Below are 15,994 nucleotides of genomic sequence, written 5' to 3'. Positions count from 1 at the left end.
TTTATAATGATAAAGTTTTAAATAAATTCTTTGCGTTCTTTGCGGTTAAAATAATGCAAGACCCAAACTTTGTTATAAAAAAGCTATGATTTGAACCAGCCGGCTACTAACTCGTCTTCAAACGAAGTGGCATCCTTGTGAACAAATTCATTAGTGTTTTTGTTATAAGAATAGTCTAAAGCCCATTCTGTATGGTTTTTAGCCAAATCTTTGATACTTTCGCAAACAAAAGCAATTTCTTTATCAGTAGTAGTTGGGTGAATTGACATTCTGATCCATCCCGGTTTTTTGATTAAATCTCCAATGGTAATTTCATTTACCAGTTTATTGGAAGTTTCCTGATCTACGTGCAGTAAAAAGTGGCCATAAGTTCCAGCACAACTGCATCCACCTCTGGTTTGAATTCCGAATTTATCATTCAATAATTTCACTCCTAAATTAAAATGAAGATTTTCGATAAAAAACGAAACAACCCCCAAACGATTCTTATGCTGTCCTGCCAGGATTTTAATATTAGAAACTGGATCTAACTCATTAAAAACATAGTCTACAATCTCATGCTCACGTTGTAGAATGTTCTCAATTCCCATTTCCTCTTTTAATTCAATGGCCAATGCAGTTTTAATCACCTGAAGAAAACCCGGAGTACCGCCATCTTCACGATCCTCAATGTTATCTATATATTTATGTTCGCCCCACGGATTGGTCCAGCTCACTGTTCCTCCTCCAGGACAATCCGGGATCATATTATTGTATAACTTTTTATTAAAAATTAAAACCCCTGAAGTTCCAGGGCCTCCTAAGAATTTATGTGGAGAAAAGAAAATAGCATCTAAATATGCTTCCGGATCTTCGGGATGCATATCGATTTCTACGTAAGGGCCTGAGCACGCAAAATCAACAAAACAAACGCCATTGTGCTTGTGCATTAACTTTGCGGCCTCATGGAACGGTGTTTTTAAACCCGTAACATTCGAACAAGATGTGATAGAAGCAATCTTGATCGTTCTGTCGTTGTATTTCTCCAGCAATTGCTCTAAATTATCCAGACAAAAAAGTCCTTTTTCACAAGATGGAATAATTTCAACATCAGCAATCGTTTCTAACCAGGACGTTTGATTCGAATGATGTTCCATATGGGAAATAAAAACAACAGGACGTTTTTCAGCAGGAACAACCGTACACTCTTTTAAATTCTCGGGGATTTTTAAACCTAAAATACGTTGAAACTTATTGACCACACCTGTCATTCCGGTTCCATCTGTAATCAGAACATCATCATTATTAGCATTCGTATGACGCTTGATAATCGTTCTGGCATGATGATATGCTTTTGTCATGGCAGTACCTGACACGGTAGTTTCTGTATGTGTATTAGCTACAAAAGGCCCGAATTCATTGAGGATTTTCTCTTCAATAGGTCGATACAACCTTCCGCTGGCAGTCCAATCGGTATAAATAATCTGTTTTTTACCGTATGGAGACGTAAATTCCTGATTAATTCCTACAATATTCTTTCTAAAATCCTGAAAATAGGTTTCTAAAGTGATGGTACTATTTTTGCTGTTCATTAGTGTGCCTGAGTTTGATTGCAAATATATTGCTTTTTTATAGAATTGCGAATTTATCAATTGTAAACTTCAAAAGATAAATAACTGTTTAGTTTCTTTATTTAAACTATCTTTTTACTAATAATTTATCACAATATTCTATCGGATTAATAGGCATTAAAAATTTAAACAATACTATTTTATGGGAAATTTATCAGTTGCCACTTTTGGTGGAGGATGTTTTTGGTGTATTGAAGCTGTAATTCAGCGTTTAAAAGGAGTAGAATCTTTAAAATCAGGGTATTCAGGAGGTTTTATTAAAAACCCGCCCTATCGTGAAGTTTGTACTGGCAGAACCGGTCACGCAGAAGTCATACAAGTCACCTTTAATCCTGACATAATTTCATACCACGATTTGATTTTTATATTCATGACAAGCCACGATCCTACCACTTTAAACCGTCAGGGTGCGGATAGCGGAACACAATACCGCTCGATCGTTTTATATCACGATGACGAACAAAAAGCAGTGGCAGAACAGGTTTTTGAGGAAGTAAAAGCTTTCTACGAAGATCCGATTGTGACACAGCTCATTCCGTTTGAAGTTTTCTATGAAGCCGAAGCAGATCATCAGAATTATTATAACAACAATCAGGAAGCGCGTTACTGTCAAATCGTAATTGATCCTAAAGTACACAAACTGAAAAAAATGTACGCTGACAGACTAATTGACTAAATAAACCCTTTTTCCAAGGCTTAAAAAGAAAATCTCCATTATTTTACGCTGCTAAAGCAGAAAGAATTTAAGTTATTCCAAGCTGTTGTTAAGAAAAGAATCTCAATGAAAAATTTAAAAATAAATAATCGATTTACCGCTGAACTGCCTGCAGATCCAAACGAAACCAATGAAGTTCGTCAGGTCTCCAATGCGCTTTTCTCTTATGTAAATCCAACAAAACCATCAAATCCTAAACTTATTCATGCTTCCGCAGAAGTAGCAGAATCGGTTGGAATTTCGACTGCTGAAATTCAGTCTGAATCGTTTCTGAATGTCTTTTCAGGAAAAGAAATTCTTCCGGAAACACATCCGTACGCCATGTGTTATGCGGGGCATCAGTTTGGAAACTGGGCCGGACAATTGGGTGACGGTCGTGCTATTAATTTAACAGAAATCGAACACAATGGTAAATCTTTTACACTACAGTTAAAAGGCGCAGGAAAAACACCCTATTCCCGAACCGCCGATGGTTTTGCTGTTCTGCGTTCGTCTGTGAGAGAGTATCTGTGTGCCGAAGCCATGTTTTATTTAGGCGTTCCCACTACCCGATCGCTTTCACTTATAACATCAGGAGATCAGGTTTTACGCGATATTTTATACAACGGAAATTCAGCGTACGAAAAAGGAGCCATTGTTTGTCGTGTTGCTCCTTCGTTTATCCGTTTTGGTAGCTTCGAAATGCTGACAGCCCGAAATGAGCTTCGAAATCTAAAACAATTTGTTGAGTACAACATCAAACATTATTTCCCCGAAATTAAGGGAGAACCTAAAGAACAGTATTTACAATTCTTTAAAACCGTAGCCGATACAACTCGCGAAATGATTCTGCACTGGCAACGTGTAGGTTTTGTACACGGTGTGATGAATACTGATAATATGTCGATTCATGGAATCACTATTGATTATGGCCCTTATGGTTGGCTCGAAAACTATGATCCAAACTGGACACCCAATACAACCGACAGTCAATACAGAAGGTATCGTTTTGGGAATCAGCCACAGATTGCACAATGGAATTTGTACCAACTGGCCAATGCCATTTATCCATTAATCAATGAAGCCGAACCTTTAGAAAAAATACTGGAATCGTTTATTACCGATTTTGATTCAGATTACAAAACAATGTTTTTAAGCAAATTAGGACTGCTCACTTCAATCGAAACTGATAGCGAACTAATTACTGCTTTAGAAAGTACGCTGCAATTATCAGAGACGGATATGACCATTTTCTTTCGAAATTTGAGCAACATTCAAAAATCAGATTCTGTTGAAAAAGCACTAGAAAAAATTAAGGAGGCATTTTATATTCCGGAACAAATTTCAGGTACCGTTTTAGAATCATGGCAAAACTGGTTTACGGCCTATCTTGAAAGGCTTCAAACAGAATCACTCTCTGACCAGGAGCGTGCTGAAAAAATGAATGCTATAAATCCAAAGTACGTATTGCGAAACTATATGGCGCAACTGGCGATTGATGCAGCCGACAAAGACGATTATTCGCTAATCGATGAGCTTTATACCCTATTGCAGAAGCCTTATGACGAACAGCCGGAATACCAAAAATGGTTCGCCAAACGCCCGGATTGGGCAAGGTCTAAAGTAGGTTGTTCTATGCTTTCCTGTAGCTCTTAGTTTTTTTAGCCACGAATTCACGAATTTATTTTATGAGCTTCCTTTGAAGAAACGAAAACCGCAGATCAGCTATTCAATGCTTTTCTACGGTTTTTAGTTTTTTTTAGCCGCGAATTCACGAATTTTACTTTTATGAACTTACGAAAGTAAAATTCGTGAATTCGGGACTATAAATTTATTTTGAAGTAATATAATCCACAATCATATTAGCATGAACACGGGAGTTTTCGATAAACCATTTGTACGTGTACATGCCTCCGCAAATTACACCGGCCAAAAACAAACCCTCTACATTCGTTTCCATGGTTTCCGGATGGTAGGTTGGAGTTCTTAGTTCGTCTTCCGCTAATTGTATTCCCATTTTTTCCAGAAAAGTCAAATCTGGCTTGTAACCGGTTAACGCAAGTACAAAATCATTCTCGAGCGTAATTTTTCCCGTAGGAGTTTCTATTTCGACTTCATTTTCACGAATTTCAGTGATATTCGATTCAAAATAAGCCTTAATACTGCCTTCGGCAATACGGTTTTCAATATCGGGCTTGGCCCAGTATTTAACCCTGCTGTTGATCACGTTTTTTCGGATAACCATCGTCACATTTGCTCCTTTTCGCCAACATTCCAACGCTGCATCTACCGACGAGTTATTTGCTCCTACAACCAGAACATTCCTGAAAGCATATTCATGGGCTTCTTTATAATAGTGACGCACTTTTGGCAGCTGCTCCCCTTTTACATTCATTTCAATCGGAATATCATAAAAGCCGGTTGCAATCACAACATTCTTGGCTTCATAAACGGTCTTGTCGGTGGTAATTTTAAAGGAAGCATCAGCCTGCTTTTCAACCTGTGTCACCTTTTCAAACAACTGAATCGAAAAATTAAAGTATCGGTGAATGTTTCGGTAATATTCCAACGCTTCCTGACGGCCTGGCTTTGGCGCCAGACAACTGAACGGAATATCTCCAATTTCAAGTCTTTCAGCAGTGGAGAAAAAAGTCATGTACAAAGGATAATTGAAAATACTATTCACAAGAGCGCCTTTTTCAATAATCAGATAACGCAAACCTTTTTTCTGAGCTTCGATTGCACAGGCCAGACCAATTGGACCACCCCCTACAATAATCAAATCATATACTTCCATAAACTTTACTTCTTCCATTCTTTAAAAGGATTCTTACTCAGATAAGCATTGTAATACCGTTGATCATCCGTTACCTCTTCTCCCAGCCAATCCGGTTTTTCAAAAGGTTCTGTTTCCGATTCCAGTTCTACTTCGGCCATCACCAATCCTTCATTTTCTCCGTAAAATTCGTCTACCTCAAAAATGTGTTTTCCTGATTTTATCTCATAGCGCGTCTTTTCAATCTTACCTTTTTCACACAGTTTAAGCAATTCCAACGCTTCGTCAAGCGGAATTTCATTTTCCCATTCAAAACGGGACATTCCACCCTGATGACTGATTCCTTTTATCGTAATAAACCCTCTTTCGCCTTTAATACGCACACGAACGGTTCTTTCGGGAACAGCACTTAAGTAGCCCTGAGCAATTTTGTTCTGTGTAAAAGCCTGCTCTTTAAAATCAGCTGATTTTACAAGAAACTTTCTTTCTATTTCGACCATTTTGATGCCTGAATTTAATTTTTATGCAAGTTACTTAATTTAATTTGGCCTGAGAATTGAAATTACAGGAATCATTACGTTTTAATCTTCTTTTTCACAATGCACTCATAATTAGAACCATAACTTTAAAATAACTGATTATTAATGGGTTATGTATTTATTTTTTTGTTAAATTTGATAGAATCTTAACTTCATCACTTATGTCTAAAAAAGCACTTTATCTATTAGGCATTGCAATAACCATTATTTTAGGTACTTTTTTGTATTTGAAATTTTGCTGCAATTGTACTATGAAAACACCTGCGGTTGAAACCGAAAAAGTATCGATAGTTGTAGCTCAGGACGATACTTTTGTCCCTTTTATTCTAAATGGTTCAGGAATTGATTATCATACCAATGATAACCTCAAGTTCCTGAAAAACAGTTTTGCAGTGATTCTGCCTGTGAGTGATTCTGTATCAATTGGAGTTCAAAATCTTAAAACCTTTTTGATTGCCAATCCGAAGCAAAAAATTACCATAACAGGTTATGCAACTTCAGACGAAACTAATTCAACTACTTCGGAAAATCTGGGTCTGGCAAGAGCGAATGATATCAAGAAGTATTTTGTATCTCAAGGCGTATCTGACGCTCAGCTAAATACAAAAGGTGAAGTGATCGACAAGTGGAAAATGACAAAAGATACATTATTAGGACCTGCTGAATATACATTTGATGCTCCCGGAGCTGCTACTCCAGTGGTGACTGATGAATGGATAATTCTGAAAGAAAAAATTAATGGTGATCCGTTAATACTACATTTCAACACCAATAAATCAAGTGATAAATTAACAGCCGCTGAGGAACAAAAAGTCGCCGATTTAGTAAAATATATGGAACACGTAAAAGAAGCCGTAATTCTGGCTGTCGGGCATAGCGATAATGTTGGAAATCGCGATTCGAACGTAGCTCTGGGTCAAAAAAGAGCCGAGTTTTCTAAGAATTATTTGTCTAAAAAAGGGATTGATGGTAACCGTATTACCGCTGAATCAAAAGGTCCGGATGAACCTATTGGCGAAAATACCACCGCTGAAGGCAAAGCAAACAACAGAAGAACTGTTATCACAATTAAATAATTAATCAAAATATACGATCATGAATATACCTTGTATCTTAATACCGGCACTAGTGGGTTTAATCTGTGGAATTTTGGGTTACTTACTGGGAAAAATGAATTCTAAAGGTGACGATTCACTTGCATTGTCCTTACAGGCTGATCTGGATGCCTGTAAAGCAAATACCCGAAATCTGAATGCTAAAATTTCTTCTCTGGAAGCTGAACTGGCTGCAAAAGCTAAGATTAACTCGGCACCACAATCATTTGCCGCTACAACAGCACCTCTAATCCCCTTTGACAGTGCGCTGGCTGCAACCGTGTATGGCAAAAAGATAAAAGAAAATGATTTGAAAGTTGTTGAAGGAATCGGCCCAAAAATTGAAGCATTATTCAATGCAGCAGGGATCAAAACGTGGCATGAACTATCAGAAGCTTCAACCGAAAAACTGCAATCCATTCTGGATGCAGGAGGTGAAAATTATGCCATTCATAATCCAAGTACCTGGGCAAGACAAGCATTACTTGCTTACCAGGGCAAATGGCAGGAATTAAAAGACTGGCAGGACAACTTACAGGGCGGAAAAGAATAAATCCAAAATCAATATAACCTTAAAAACTGGCTTGAAGCCAGTTTTTTTTATGTGTTACTGAGAAAATCGAAATCCCAGTGTTTTGTATTATTGTACCACAATTGTCCCTGTGAAACATCTAGAGGACAATCAAAATTATTGGTATAAAGTGCTCCGGTTCCTAGCCCCTGAGGCATTACTGAATTTTGCAAAAAAGTCCATTGTGCAATCGCGTTGAGACCGATGTTACTTTCTAATGCCGAAGTAATCCACCAACCAATTTGATATTTATCTGCCAAATCAATCCACTCCTTTGTACCTCTGAAACCGCCAATAAAACTAGGCTTCAAAATAATATACTGCGGCTTGATTTCTTGCAAGAGACTTTCTTTTTCTTCCAACGAAAAAGCCCCAATTAATTCTTCATCCAAAGCAATTGGAAATGGCGTTGTTTTACACAAATCAGTCATTGCTGCAATATTTCCTTTTTTAACAGGCTGTTCAATGCTATGCAAGTGATATTTATTCAATTGATTCAACTTATCTAAAGCTTCTTCTAAACCAAAAGCTCCATTAGCATCTACCCTGATTTCAATTTGCTCTGCGGAAAAATGACTGCGGATATAAGCTAACAATTCCAGTTCTTTTTCAAAATTAATAGCGCCTATCTTAAGTTTTATACAATTAAATCCAACAGCTAATTTTTCTTCAATTTGTTCTTTCATAAAAGAAGCTTCCCCCATCCAGACCAAACCGTTTATGACAATCGATTTTGAACCGGCTGTAAAATGCGAAGGAAACAAAACAAACGGATTTTCATTTTTAAGCGACAAAAACGCCATTTCAACTCCAAATTGTATCGACGGAAATTCTAATAAAGCGTTCCAGAGTGCTTCTTCTCCCAAATGAATATTTTGACAGGTCCATTGCAGTTTTTCTTCGTAATCTTCTCGGTCATCAGCACTAAGGCCGCGAAGTATTCCGCACTCTCCTATCCCTTTTTTGCCATCTTCTTCCAAAATAATAAACCAGGTTTCTTTCTCGGTCATAACACCTCTGGAAGTTCCGGAAGGTCTTTTAAACTCAAGCATGTATTTGTGACAGGTCGCTTTCATATTTTACTTAAACTATTTAAGTGATCCCATATCAAAACGAACAGACACACTTACAAAGTTTTTACTTTTAATTGTAGAGTTTTAAGATTTTTTCGAAGTCTTTTGAAGGTAGTCCTGCTTTTTGAAAAACTAAAAAGTCTTGTTTTGTTTTTTCTTTCCAGCTCAAACTGTCTGTGACGTTTTGTGACTGGTACTTTTTGTAAATGGCTTTTGCTTCGCTATAATCATCGTTAATCAGGTAGACATGTGCCAAATTTAATTTTACCAGCAACTCTGTATCGTCCAGTTTCTCACCTTCTTTCAGGAATTTAAGGGCTTTTCCGTACTGTTTTGTCAAAATATAACAGTATCCGATAGAACTGTAATCCAATGCAGTTGCTTTTCCATCATTAATAATTGTATTCAATTTTGGAATCGCTTCGTTGTATTTTTGAAGTCTCACTAAAGAAGCTGCCTGAGCTCTCAGATCATTATAAACATTTTTAGAAATATCAGCATCTTTATAACAGCTATTTCCAAAGTCTTTATATGCTTTATTCTTCTCCATTGGCAGCAGTTTTTGAAATTCAGTATAGCGGTACTGTTTCATGATTTTTTCAAGAATACAAACACAAAAATCATCAGAATTAGCCATTTTCTGAGCCATGGTAGAGGTTTTACAAAGGCTTATAATTTCATTTTTATTATCCTGATTCCATCCGCGATTGAGTTTGGTATCTACCCACGGTACCACTTCCAAAACTATTTTTTGATTTAAAAGCCAGTTTTTACTGTGAAAACCAAACCAGAGTGTATTTACATTCTGCCCCAGACAGGACGATTTATCGAGTGACAATCGTTTAGCATCTTTGCTCAGAGGGTCTTTCTGATCGTAACAGGCTTTATCGGTTTTTCCATCAGTAATGTACTTTTTTGCTGTTTCATTTGACGTAAACAAGGCATAGGTACAGGTATCGTCGCCTGAAATTTTAGACATCAGAAAAACGGCTCCTGCCGATCCCTGACTAATTCCGGTTGGATCGGGAATTGATTTTAAAACGGAAACCAAACTGTTGGCCATTTCCTGATTTTCATCGAGAAGCGTGATTCTGTAGACGATTTCTGTGGTTCCAACAGGTAAATCTTCTGTTCTTAGCATAATTCTGTCACGGGCAGAAACTATAATCTCTTTTGTAGTGGCACGTTCTTTGTCCCAATAGCCATCTTTTTGCGCAAAAATGCTGCAGGAAACGGTGCTAAAAAGAAATAGGGCAATTTTTTTTAAAATCATTTTAAAAAATTTATTTAAAGATCTCTTACAAACTTCGGGCCTTATTTTTTTAAGATTTCCCGAATTCTTTTTTCAGCCTCGGCTTTGGTGATTCCATTATAATAATCTTTCACAAAAGGATGGTCAAAATCTTTGTGCGGAAAAATTTCAGGTCTCTCATTGCCCGGTTTGGTGACTACGGTTGTTGGAATACTATTTGAAAATTCATACTGCGGAATGTAATTGGAAAGCCATCCAAAATATTGTGCTTCATGATTCTCCTCTTCTCCGTTTTCCAGATAATCTTCAAAGCTGTTTTCGCTTAAAGAAACCCAAAAACCATACTCCAGATCTTCACAATGATCGTTAACCTGCTGAACTAGAACCACTCTTATAAAACGATTGATATGATCTTCCTGTTTAATGACGCAAAAATCCTGATCAATAACTGCTATTTCTTCTTTTTCCTGTTCTGAAAGCTTGTTGTAAGCTGAAGGCGAACTGTAAGCAATTGCAGGCCAGCTTTCATGCTCCTGACCACAGCAGTCGCAAATAAATTTAATATCAGTCACGGTAATTATAATTCAATTGATTCTCCAATTTCAAGAAGCATCAAATCTTTTCCTTTATCGAAGAATTTACGAATAGCATCTTCATGATCAATTTTAATGTAACCAAAAGTATCAAAATGATAGCCAAGGATCTTGTCGCATTCTACAAAATCGGAAGCGATTATAGCATCCTCGACATCCATGGTGAAATTGTTCCCGATTGGAAGTATCGCCAAATCGAGTTTGGTTCGCATTGGAATTAATTTCATATCCCATGTCAATCCTGTATCTCCGGCAATGTAAATATTCTTATGCTCGCCTTCGATTACAAAACCGCCCGGGTTTCCGCCGTAATTTCCATCAGGAAAACTGCTGGAGTGAATAGCGTTTACATATTTTACTCGTCCAAAATCAAACTGCCAGCTTCCACCATGATTCATAGGATGTGAACTGAATCCTAATTTAGCATAGTAGTCTGCTATTTCAGCATTTGAAACGATCACCGCTTTAGTACGTCCTGCAATTGCTTCAACGTCCAGAATATGGTCGCCATGTGCATGGGTAAGTAAAATATAATCGGCTTTCAGGGTCGTTATATCCACTCCCGCTGCCTGTGGGTTTCCTGTAATAAAAGGATCTACAATAATATGTTTTCCACCAACTTCAATGCCTAAAGATGCGTGTCCGTAAAATGTTATTTTCATTTTAATTGATTTTTAAAATTGAACTTTGTTTTATCTCCCTCCTAAAAAGAGGTTCACAATAATGTCTGAGATCAATGAAATCATACATACCGTTAGCAGTATCGAAAGTAAAAAGGTACTAAGCGCCAGTTTTTTCAATTCAGGATCCAACAGCTTTGGATTTTGGTTTTTATAAACGGTAATTAAATGTTTCGTTAACGGAATAAAAGCCAGTAAGAATAAGTACTGATCGAAGTTATAATCACTCAAAAAAGCAAAAATAACAACCAACAACATGGCTGTAATAATCAAAGTGAAATGATAAATTTTAGCTTTTGCACCACCAATCTGAACTACAATGGTATTTTTACCCGATTTACGGTCTGATTCCTCATCGCGCATATTGTTCAGATTCAGTACTCCAACGCTTAATAAACCAATTGAAATAGCCGGTAAAATCAAAAGCGGATCTACTTCTTTCGAGTATAAAAAGTTTACTCCTAAGGTGCTTACCAATCCGAAGAAAACAAAAACGAATACGTCTCCAAATCCTCTATATCCATAAGCCGAATTGCCCACTGTATAACGAATTGCTGAAACTATCGCTGCAATTCCCAGCAATAGGAAAAAGATAGAGTATCCAAAATTACTTTCGCCAAAAGCAAAATAAATTAGTACAATGGCAGATAACAACGTCAAAAACGAAGTAATTATAATGGCTTTTTTCATGGCCTGTGGCGTAATAACACCACTCTGAATGGCACGTTGCGGACCAACTCTGTCAGCATTATCAGTACCTTTTACACCATCACCGTAATCATTTGCAAAGTTGGACAAAACCTGTAAACCAAGCGTTGTTAAAAGTGCAAAGCCAAAAATTTTCCAACTGAATACTTCTGTTGGTGTGTTAATGGTGGCCGTCGGATTTGATAAGGCATATATACTTCCTACTATGATTCCGGACACTGATAAAGGTAATGTACGCAAACGAGCGGCTTCGATCCAATGTTTCATTCTGTTTTATTTTGTTAGATTATTTTGTTTCAGGTTTCAGGTTTCAAGTTTTATGTTCGCAACTTGAAACCTGAAACTTGAAACTATTTTTTTCAACCTCCCTATGGAAGCCATTTATTCTCTCCGAAGTTTGGTTTTCTTTTTTCCAAAAAGGCATTTCTTCCTTCTTTTGCTTCTTCGGTCATGTAAGCCAAACGAGTGGCTTCTCCGGCAAAAACCTGCTGACCAACCATACCGTCGTCTGTTAAGTTCATGGCGAATTTTAGCATTTTGATAGAAGTTGGAGATTTTTGTAAAATTTCCTGTGCCCATTCATAAGCAGTAGCTTCAAGTTCGTCATGTGGAATTACGGCGTTCACCATTCCCATATCCATAGCTTCCTGAGCAGAGTAATTACGACCTAAAAAGAAAATTTCACGTGCTTTTTTCTGTCCTACCATTTTGGCTAAATAAGCAGATCCGTAACCACCATCAAAACTGGTTACATCGGCATCTGTTTGTTTGAAAATAGCATGCTCTTTACTTGCCAAAGTCATATCGCAAACTACATGTAAACTGTGTCCGCCACCAACGGCCCAACCCGGTACAACTGCAATAACTACTTTAGGCATAAAACGAATCAATCGTTGCACTTCAAGGATGTTTAAGCGATGCTGACCGTCTTCACCTACATAACCCTGGTGTCCGCGTGCGTTTTGGTCGCCCCCGCTGCAAAAAGAATAAACACCGTCTTTGGTTGACGGACCTTCAGCAGAAAGCAGTACCACTCCTATTGAAGTGTCTTCCTGTGCATCGTAAAAAGCCTGGTACAATTCTGAAGTTGTCTTTGGACGGAAGGCATTTCTAACATTTGGTCTGTTAAAAGCAATTCTCGCAACTCCATTACATTTTTTATAAGTGATATCTTCAAATTCTCTGGCAGTAATCCAATCCATTTCTGTTTGTTTAGTTTTAAATAATTGATAGTGTAAAAATAAAGCATTTTTATATTTTTACCTATCCCTATTTGCTTTTAGTGTTGACTAAAATCATATGCAATGTTAACAATTAGTATACTCTTACAAAAAATAATATTTTTTAACAGTAGTTTTAAAAAATAATATTTAATTTTACACCCTAGAAATCAATGAGATACATTTTATTTCATTGATCAAAGATTGATTTTCTTTCACTGATTTATTAACCTAAAAAATGATTTTTTTGAGAAAATTTAAAAAATTTGTCGCTCATTTTTTTACGGTTTTTATTCACAAACCACTGAAGAATGAGCAAATGATTTATTCGTTTGTTGAAACTTTAAAAAGGAGATAGTAACACCTAAGGTTAAAAGCTGGAATTGTTTAGTAATTAGTATCGAATTGATTACGAAAAGAGGAAAAAATGCTAACTAAAACTTTCTACAAGTTATTTTATCAAACCAAATGGTCTAGCCGTGAAATTGAGTTTTTGTTTTTAATATGGATGCATAGATTGTTTAAAAGACATACCGTTTCAGAAAGTAATTTCTAAAATTTTTAAAGCTATTATTTTTTGAATGGATTCGAATTTATTTTATTTCTGTTTTTTTTTAATTACAATTTTTTTTAAAACTAGAATAAAAAGGGAAAGGCTACTTGTAATGAGTAGCCTTTCCTGTTATTATTTATAAATTCCAAAAATTAAATTCCAAATTCCAATTTTTACTAGTATGTATACTAATTGAGATTTGGAATTTAATTTTTGGAATTTTTACTCCTTTACCAGATAAATCCCGTCTTCCTTAATTTCGATCAGTTTTTCTTTATACAAAGCCCCAATCGCCTTTTTAAACGTTTTTTTACTCATTTTGAGTACCGTTTTAATATCTTCCGGATGTGAATTATCATTTAAACGTAAAAAACCACGATTGGCTCTTAATTCATCTAAAATCTTTTCGGCATTAGGCTCGATGCTCTGATATCCCTGTACTTGAAGTGCTACGTCAATTTTGTTGTCAGGACGTATGTTTTTAATGTAACCGCGCATTCTGTCTCCGGTTCTGATGGCATCATCATACACTTCGTCTTTGTATAGCAATCCTTTGTGTTTCTCATTGATAATTACATTAATACCAATCTCTGTAATATGGGAAACAATCAATTCTACTTCCTCCCCTTTTTCAACGGTAAGATCCTCATTACTTAAAAACTGATTGGTTTTGCTTGAAGCTACCAGACGATTTGTTTTTTCGTCCATATACAAATAAACCAGATAACGTTTTCCTTTTTCCATTGGACGAGCTTGTTCTTTAAACGGAACAAGAATATCTTTTTCCATTCCCCAATCCATAAAAGCACCAACATTGTTAATGTAATTCACCCTCAATAAAGCAAATTCGTTTAATAGAATGTAAGGTTCTAAAGTTGTCGCCACCGGACGTTGTTCGTGGTCTAAATAAACAAAAACGATTAATTCTTCCCCGATTTCGAATTCGTTCGGGACGTATTTGTTTGGTAGTAAAATATCATGAATTCCTTCAGGGTCTTTCTCAGGGTTACCTAAAAACAAACCAACTTTGGTATCACGTAATATAGTAAGGGTGTTGTATTTTCCTATCTCAATCATATTCTTAAAATTCTAAGCTGTTAAGCAGCTAAGTTTCCAGCTGCAAATGTACGAAGTTTGAAAATGGTAATCCTAAAAATGTTTCTAATTAAAAAAAAGCCCCCCGGATCCCATTGTATTTTATACATTTTAGTTAAATTTGAGAACCTGTAATTAATCCAAAATCAATGAAAAAGACCATTTTCTACTCTATTTTTACCTTTTTGTTCTTTACCCACATTTCTACTTCACAAATTGTTGAAGATCCTGAAATAAAGAAAATGATCAGCGAGATCAAAGCCGAAAACCTGGAAGCTACCATTCATAAATTAGTTTCTTTTGGCACCAGACACACCCTTAGCGATACCAAAAGCAAAACCAGAGGTATTGGTGCCGCCCAACAATGGGTAAAAGCCGAATTTGACAGATTTGCCTTGGAATCCGGTGGAAGGCTAACTTCTCAAATCGATTATTTTGATGTAAAAGCTGATGGGAAAAGAATAACCAAAGACAGTCAACTCGGAAACGTCATGGCAACCCTGAAAGGTACCGATTCGAACGATAATCGCGTGTTTATCATAAGCGGGCATCTGGATTCGAGAGTTTCAGACGTTATGAATGTGAAATCTGACGCTCCAGGTGCTAATGACGACGGTTCCGGTGTTGCAGCCGTTATCGAACTGGCAAAAGTAATGAGTAAAAGGTCTTTTCCTGCCACTATTATTTTTGTAGCTGTAACCGGTGAAGAACAAGGCCTTTACGGTGCTCGTCATTTGGCAGAACTGGCCAAAGCAGCCAATTGGAATATTGTTGCCATGTTAAACAATGACATGATTGGGAACAGTCTTTCCAGTGGTACTAATTTAAGAGACAACACTCAAATCAGAATTTTTAGCGAAACCATTCCGTTTTTAGAAACCGAAGAGGAAGCTAAAATGCGTAAAGCAACAAACCGCGATAATGACAGCCCGTCGCGTTTATTGGCGCGTTACATCAAAACGGTTACGGAACAATATGTAGACCAGTTAAAAGTGAAATTAGTGTATCGAAATGACCGTTTCCTCCGTGGCGGTGATCATACTCCGTTTAGTCAAAATGGCTTTACCGCAGTTCGTTTTTGCGAAATGAATGAAAATTTCAATCACCAGCATCAGGATTTAAGAGCCGAAAACGGTATTCAATATGGCGATCTTGCTGAATTTATGGACTTTGACTATCTGCGAAAAAATACCTGTTCCAACTTAGCGACGCTGGCCAATTTAGCGTGGTCACCAAAAGCACCTTTAAATGTAGGAATCGAAGTAAAAGAGCTTTCTAATTCTTCTACTTTAGCCTGGAGCGTACCCGAAGGAAAAACTCCTTTTGGCTACCAGATTTTAATGAGAGAAACTTCTTCTCCACACTGGGAAAAAACTTTTTTTGTGAAAGATACCAAAACCGAAATCCCCTATTCTAAAGACAATTACTTTTTTGCCGTGCAAAGCGTCGATGCTTTAGGACATTCAAGTTTACCGGTATTTCCGGTTCCAATTCGTTAGTTTCGAATTTGTCATAAAAATTAAAAAGACGCAAAGA

The 15,994-nt window shown here is 36.8% G+C and carries 15 protein-coding genes; 5 read left to right on the top strand and 10 right to left on the bottom strand.

Annotated features, from left to right (window positions below; all coding sequences use genetic code 11):
- Positions 1-83: 83 nt before the first annotated feature.
- Positions 84-1,571 carry an aminotransferase class V-fold PLP-dependent enzyme gene (locus OGZ34_RS14890; protein WP_263360724.1) on the bottom strand — a complete coding sequence of 496 codons (1,488 nt, stop codon included), beginning with the start codon at positions 1,569-1,571 and terminating at the stop codon, positions 84-86.
- Between the two features lie 181 nt (positions 1,572-1,752).
- Between OGZ34_RS14890 and msrA the strand changes: the two genes are divergently transcribed.
- Together msrA and OGZ34_RS14880 are read left to right on the top strand one after the other, a co-directional pair.
- The gene (gene msrA, locus OGZ34_RS14885) at positions 1,753-2,286 is read left to right on the top strand and encodes a peptide-methionine (S)-S-oxide reductase MsrA (RefSeq protein ID WP_263360723.1); all 534 of its coding nucleotides are present in this window, start codon (positions 1,753-1,755) and stop codon (positions 2,284-2,286) included.
- A gap of 105 nt (positions 2,287-2,391) precedes the next feature.
- Positions 2,392-3,960: a protein adenylyltransferase SelO gene (locus OGZ34_RS14880; RefSeq protein WP_263360722.1), complete on the top strand. Its 1,569-nt coding sequence runs from the start codon at positions 2,392-2,394 to the stop codon at positions 3,958-3,960.
- Between the two features lie 175 nt (positions 3,961-4,135).
- Here OGZ34_RS14880 and OGZ34_RS14875 read toward each other — a convergent pair whose 3' ends face one another.
- Both OGZ34_RS14875 and OGZ34_RS14870 read right to left on the bottom strand, forming a co-directional pair.
- Positions 4,136-5,119 carry a YpdA family putative bacillithiol disulfide reductase gene (locus OGZ34_RS14875; RefSeq protein WP_263360721.1) on the bottom strand — a complete coding sequence of 328 codons (984 nt, stop codon included), beginning with the start codon at positions 5,117-5,119 and terminating at the stop codon, positions 4,136-4,138.
- On the bottom strand, positions 5,107-5,580 hold the full coding sequence (locus tag OGZ34_RS14870; RefSeq protein ID WP_263360720.1) for a CYTH domain-containing protein: 474 nt from the start codon (positions 5,578-5,580) through the stop codon (positions 5,107-5,109). Before OGZ34_RS14870 ends, OGZ34_RS14875 begins: the two co-directional genes overlap by 13 nt.
- A gap of 200 nt (positions 5,581-5,780) precedes the next feature.
- Here OGZ34_RS14870 and OGZ34_RS14865 point away from each other — a divergent pair, with 200 nt between their 5' ends.
- Together OGZ34_RS14865 and OGZ34_RS14860 are read left to right on the top strand one after the other, a co-directional pair.
- A complete protein-coding gene (locus OGZ34_RS14865) occupies positions 5,781-6,695 on the top strand; it encodes an OmpA family protein (RefSeq protein WP_263360719.1) in 915 nt (304 codons plus the stop codon).
- Between the two features lie 19 nt (positions 6,696-6,714).
- Positions 6,715-7,266, top strand: a complete 552-nt coding sequence (locus tag OGZ34_RS14860) for a hypothetical protein (protein WP_263360718.1) — start codon at positions 6,715-6,717, stop codon at positions 7,264-7,266.
- Positions 7,267-7,313: 47 nt separating this feature from the next.
- Here OGZ34_RS14860 and OGZ34_RS14855 read toward each other — a convergent pair whose 3' ends face one another.
- The 7 genes from OGZ34_RS14855 to OGZ34_RS14825 form a co-directional block, all read right to left on the bottom strand.
- Complete coding sequence (locus OGZ34_RS14855) at positions 7,314-8,360, bottom strand: o-succinylbenzoate synthase (protein WP_263360717.1); 1,047 nt, start codon at positions 8,358-8,360, stop codon at positions 7,314-7,316.
- Between the two features lie 67 nt (positions 8,361-8,427).
- Positions 8,428-9,630 carry a tetratricopeptide repeat protein gene (locus OGZ34_RS14850; RefSeq protein WP_263360716.1) on the bottom strand — a complete coding sequence of 401 codons (1,203 nt, stop codon included), beginning with the start codon at positions 9,628-9,630 and terminating at the stop codon, positions 8,428-8,430.
- Between the two features lie 41 nt (positions 9,631-9,671).
- On the bottom strand, positions 9,672-10,181 hold the full coding sequence (locus tag OGZ34_RS14845; RefSeq protein ID WP_263360715.1) for a DUF2199 domain-containing protein: 510 nt from the start codon (positions 10,179-10,181) through the stop codon (positions 9,672-9,674).
- 5 nt (positions 10,182-10,186) lie between these two features.
- Complete coding sequence (locus tag OGZ34_RS14840) at positions 10,187-10,864, bottom strand: metal-dependent hydrolase (RefSeq protein ID WP_263360714.1); 678 nt, start codon at positions 10,862-10,864, stop codon at positions 10,187-10,189.
- Between the two features lie 30 nt (positions 10,865-10,894).
- Positions 10,895-11,857 carry a 1,4-dihydroxy-2-naphthoate octaprenyltransferase gene (menA, locus tag OGZ34_RS14835; RefSeq protein ID WP_173966644.1) on the bottom strand — a complete coding sequence of 321 codons (963 nt, stop codon included), beginning with the start codon at positions 11,855-11,857 and terminating at the stop codon, positions 10,895-10,897.
- Between the two features lie 101 nt (positions 11,858-11,958).
- Positions 11,959-12,792, bottom strand: coding sequence for a 1,4-dihydroxy-2-naphthoyl-CoA synthase (locus tag OGZ34_RS14830; RefSeq protein ID WP_017498510.1), 834 nt, complete (start codon positions 12,790-12,792; stop codon positions 11,959-11,961).
- Between the two features lie 793 nt (positions 12,793-13,585).
- Entirely contained in the window at positions 13,586-14,440 is an 855-nt protein-coding gene (locus OGZ34_RS14825; RefSeq protein ID WP_173966680.1) for a CvfB family protein, read from the bottom strand.
- A 167-nt stretch (positions 14,441-14,607) separates the two neighbouring features.
- Here OGZ34_RS14825 and OGZ34_RS14820 point away from each other — a divergent pair, with 167 nt between their 5' ends.
- A complete protein-coding gene (locus tag OGZ34_RS14820; protein WP_263360713.1) occupies positions 14,608-15,957 on the top strand; it encodes a M28 family metallopeptidase in 1,350 nt (449 codons plus the stop codon).
- Positions 15,958-15,994 lie beyond the last annotated feature (37 nt).

It is taken from the genome of Flavobacterium collinsii, from assembly GCF_946903285.1.
Classification (GTDB): domain Bacteria; phylum Bacteroidota; class Bacteroidia; order Flavobacteriales; family Flavobacteriaceae; genus Flavobacterium; species Flavobacterium collinsii.
The sequence above is the reverse complement of the archived record's forward strand: the minus strand, read 5'-3'. Positions and strand labels throughout refer to the sequence as shown.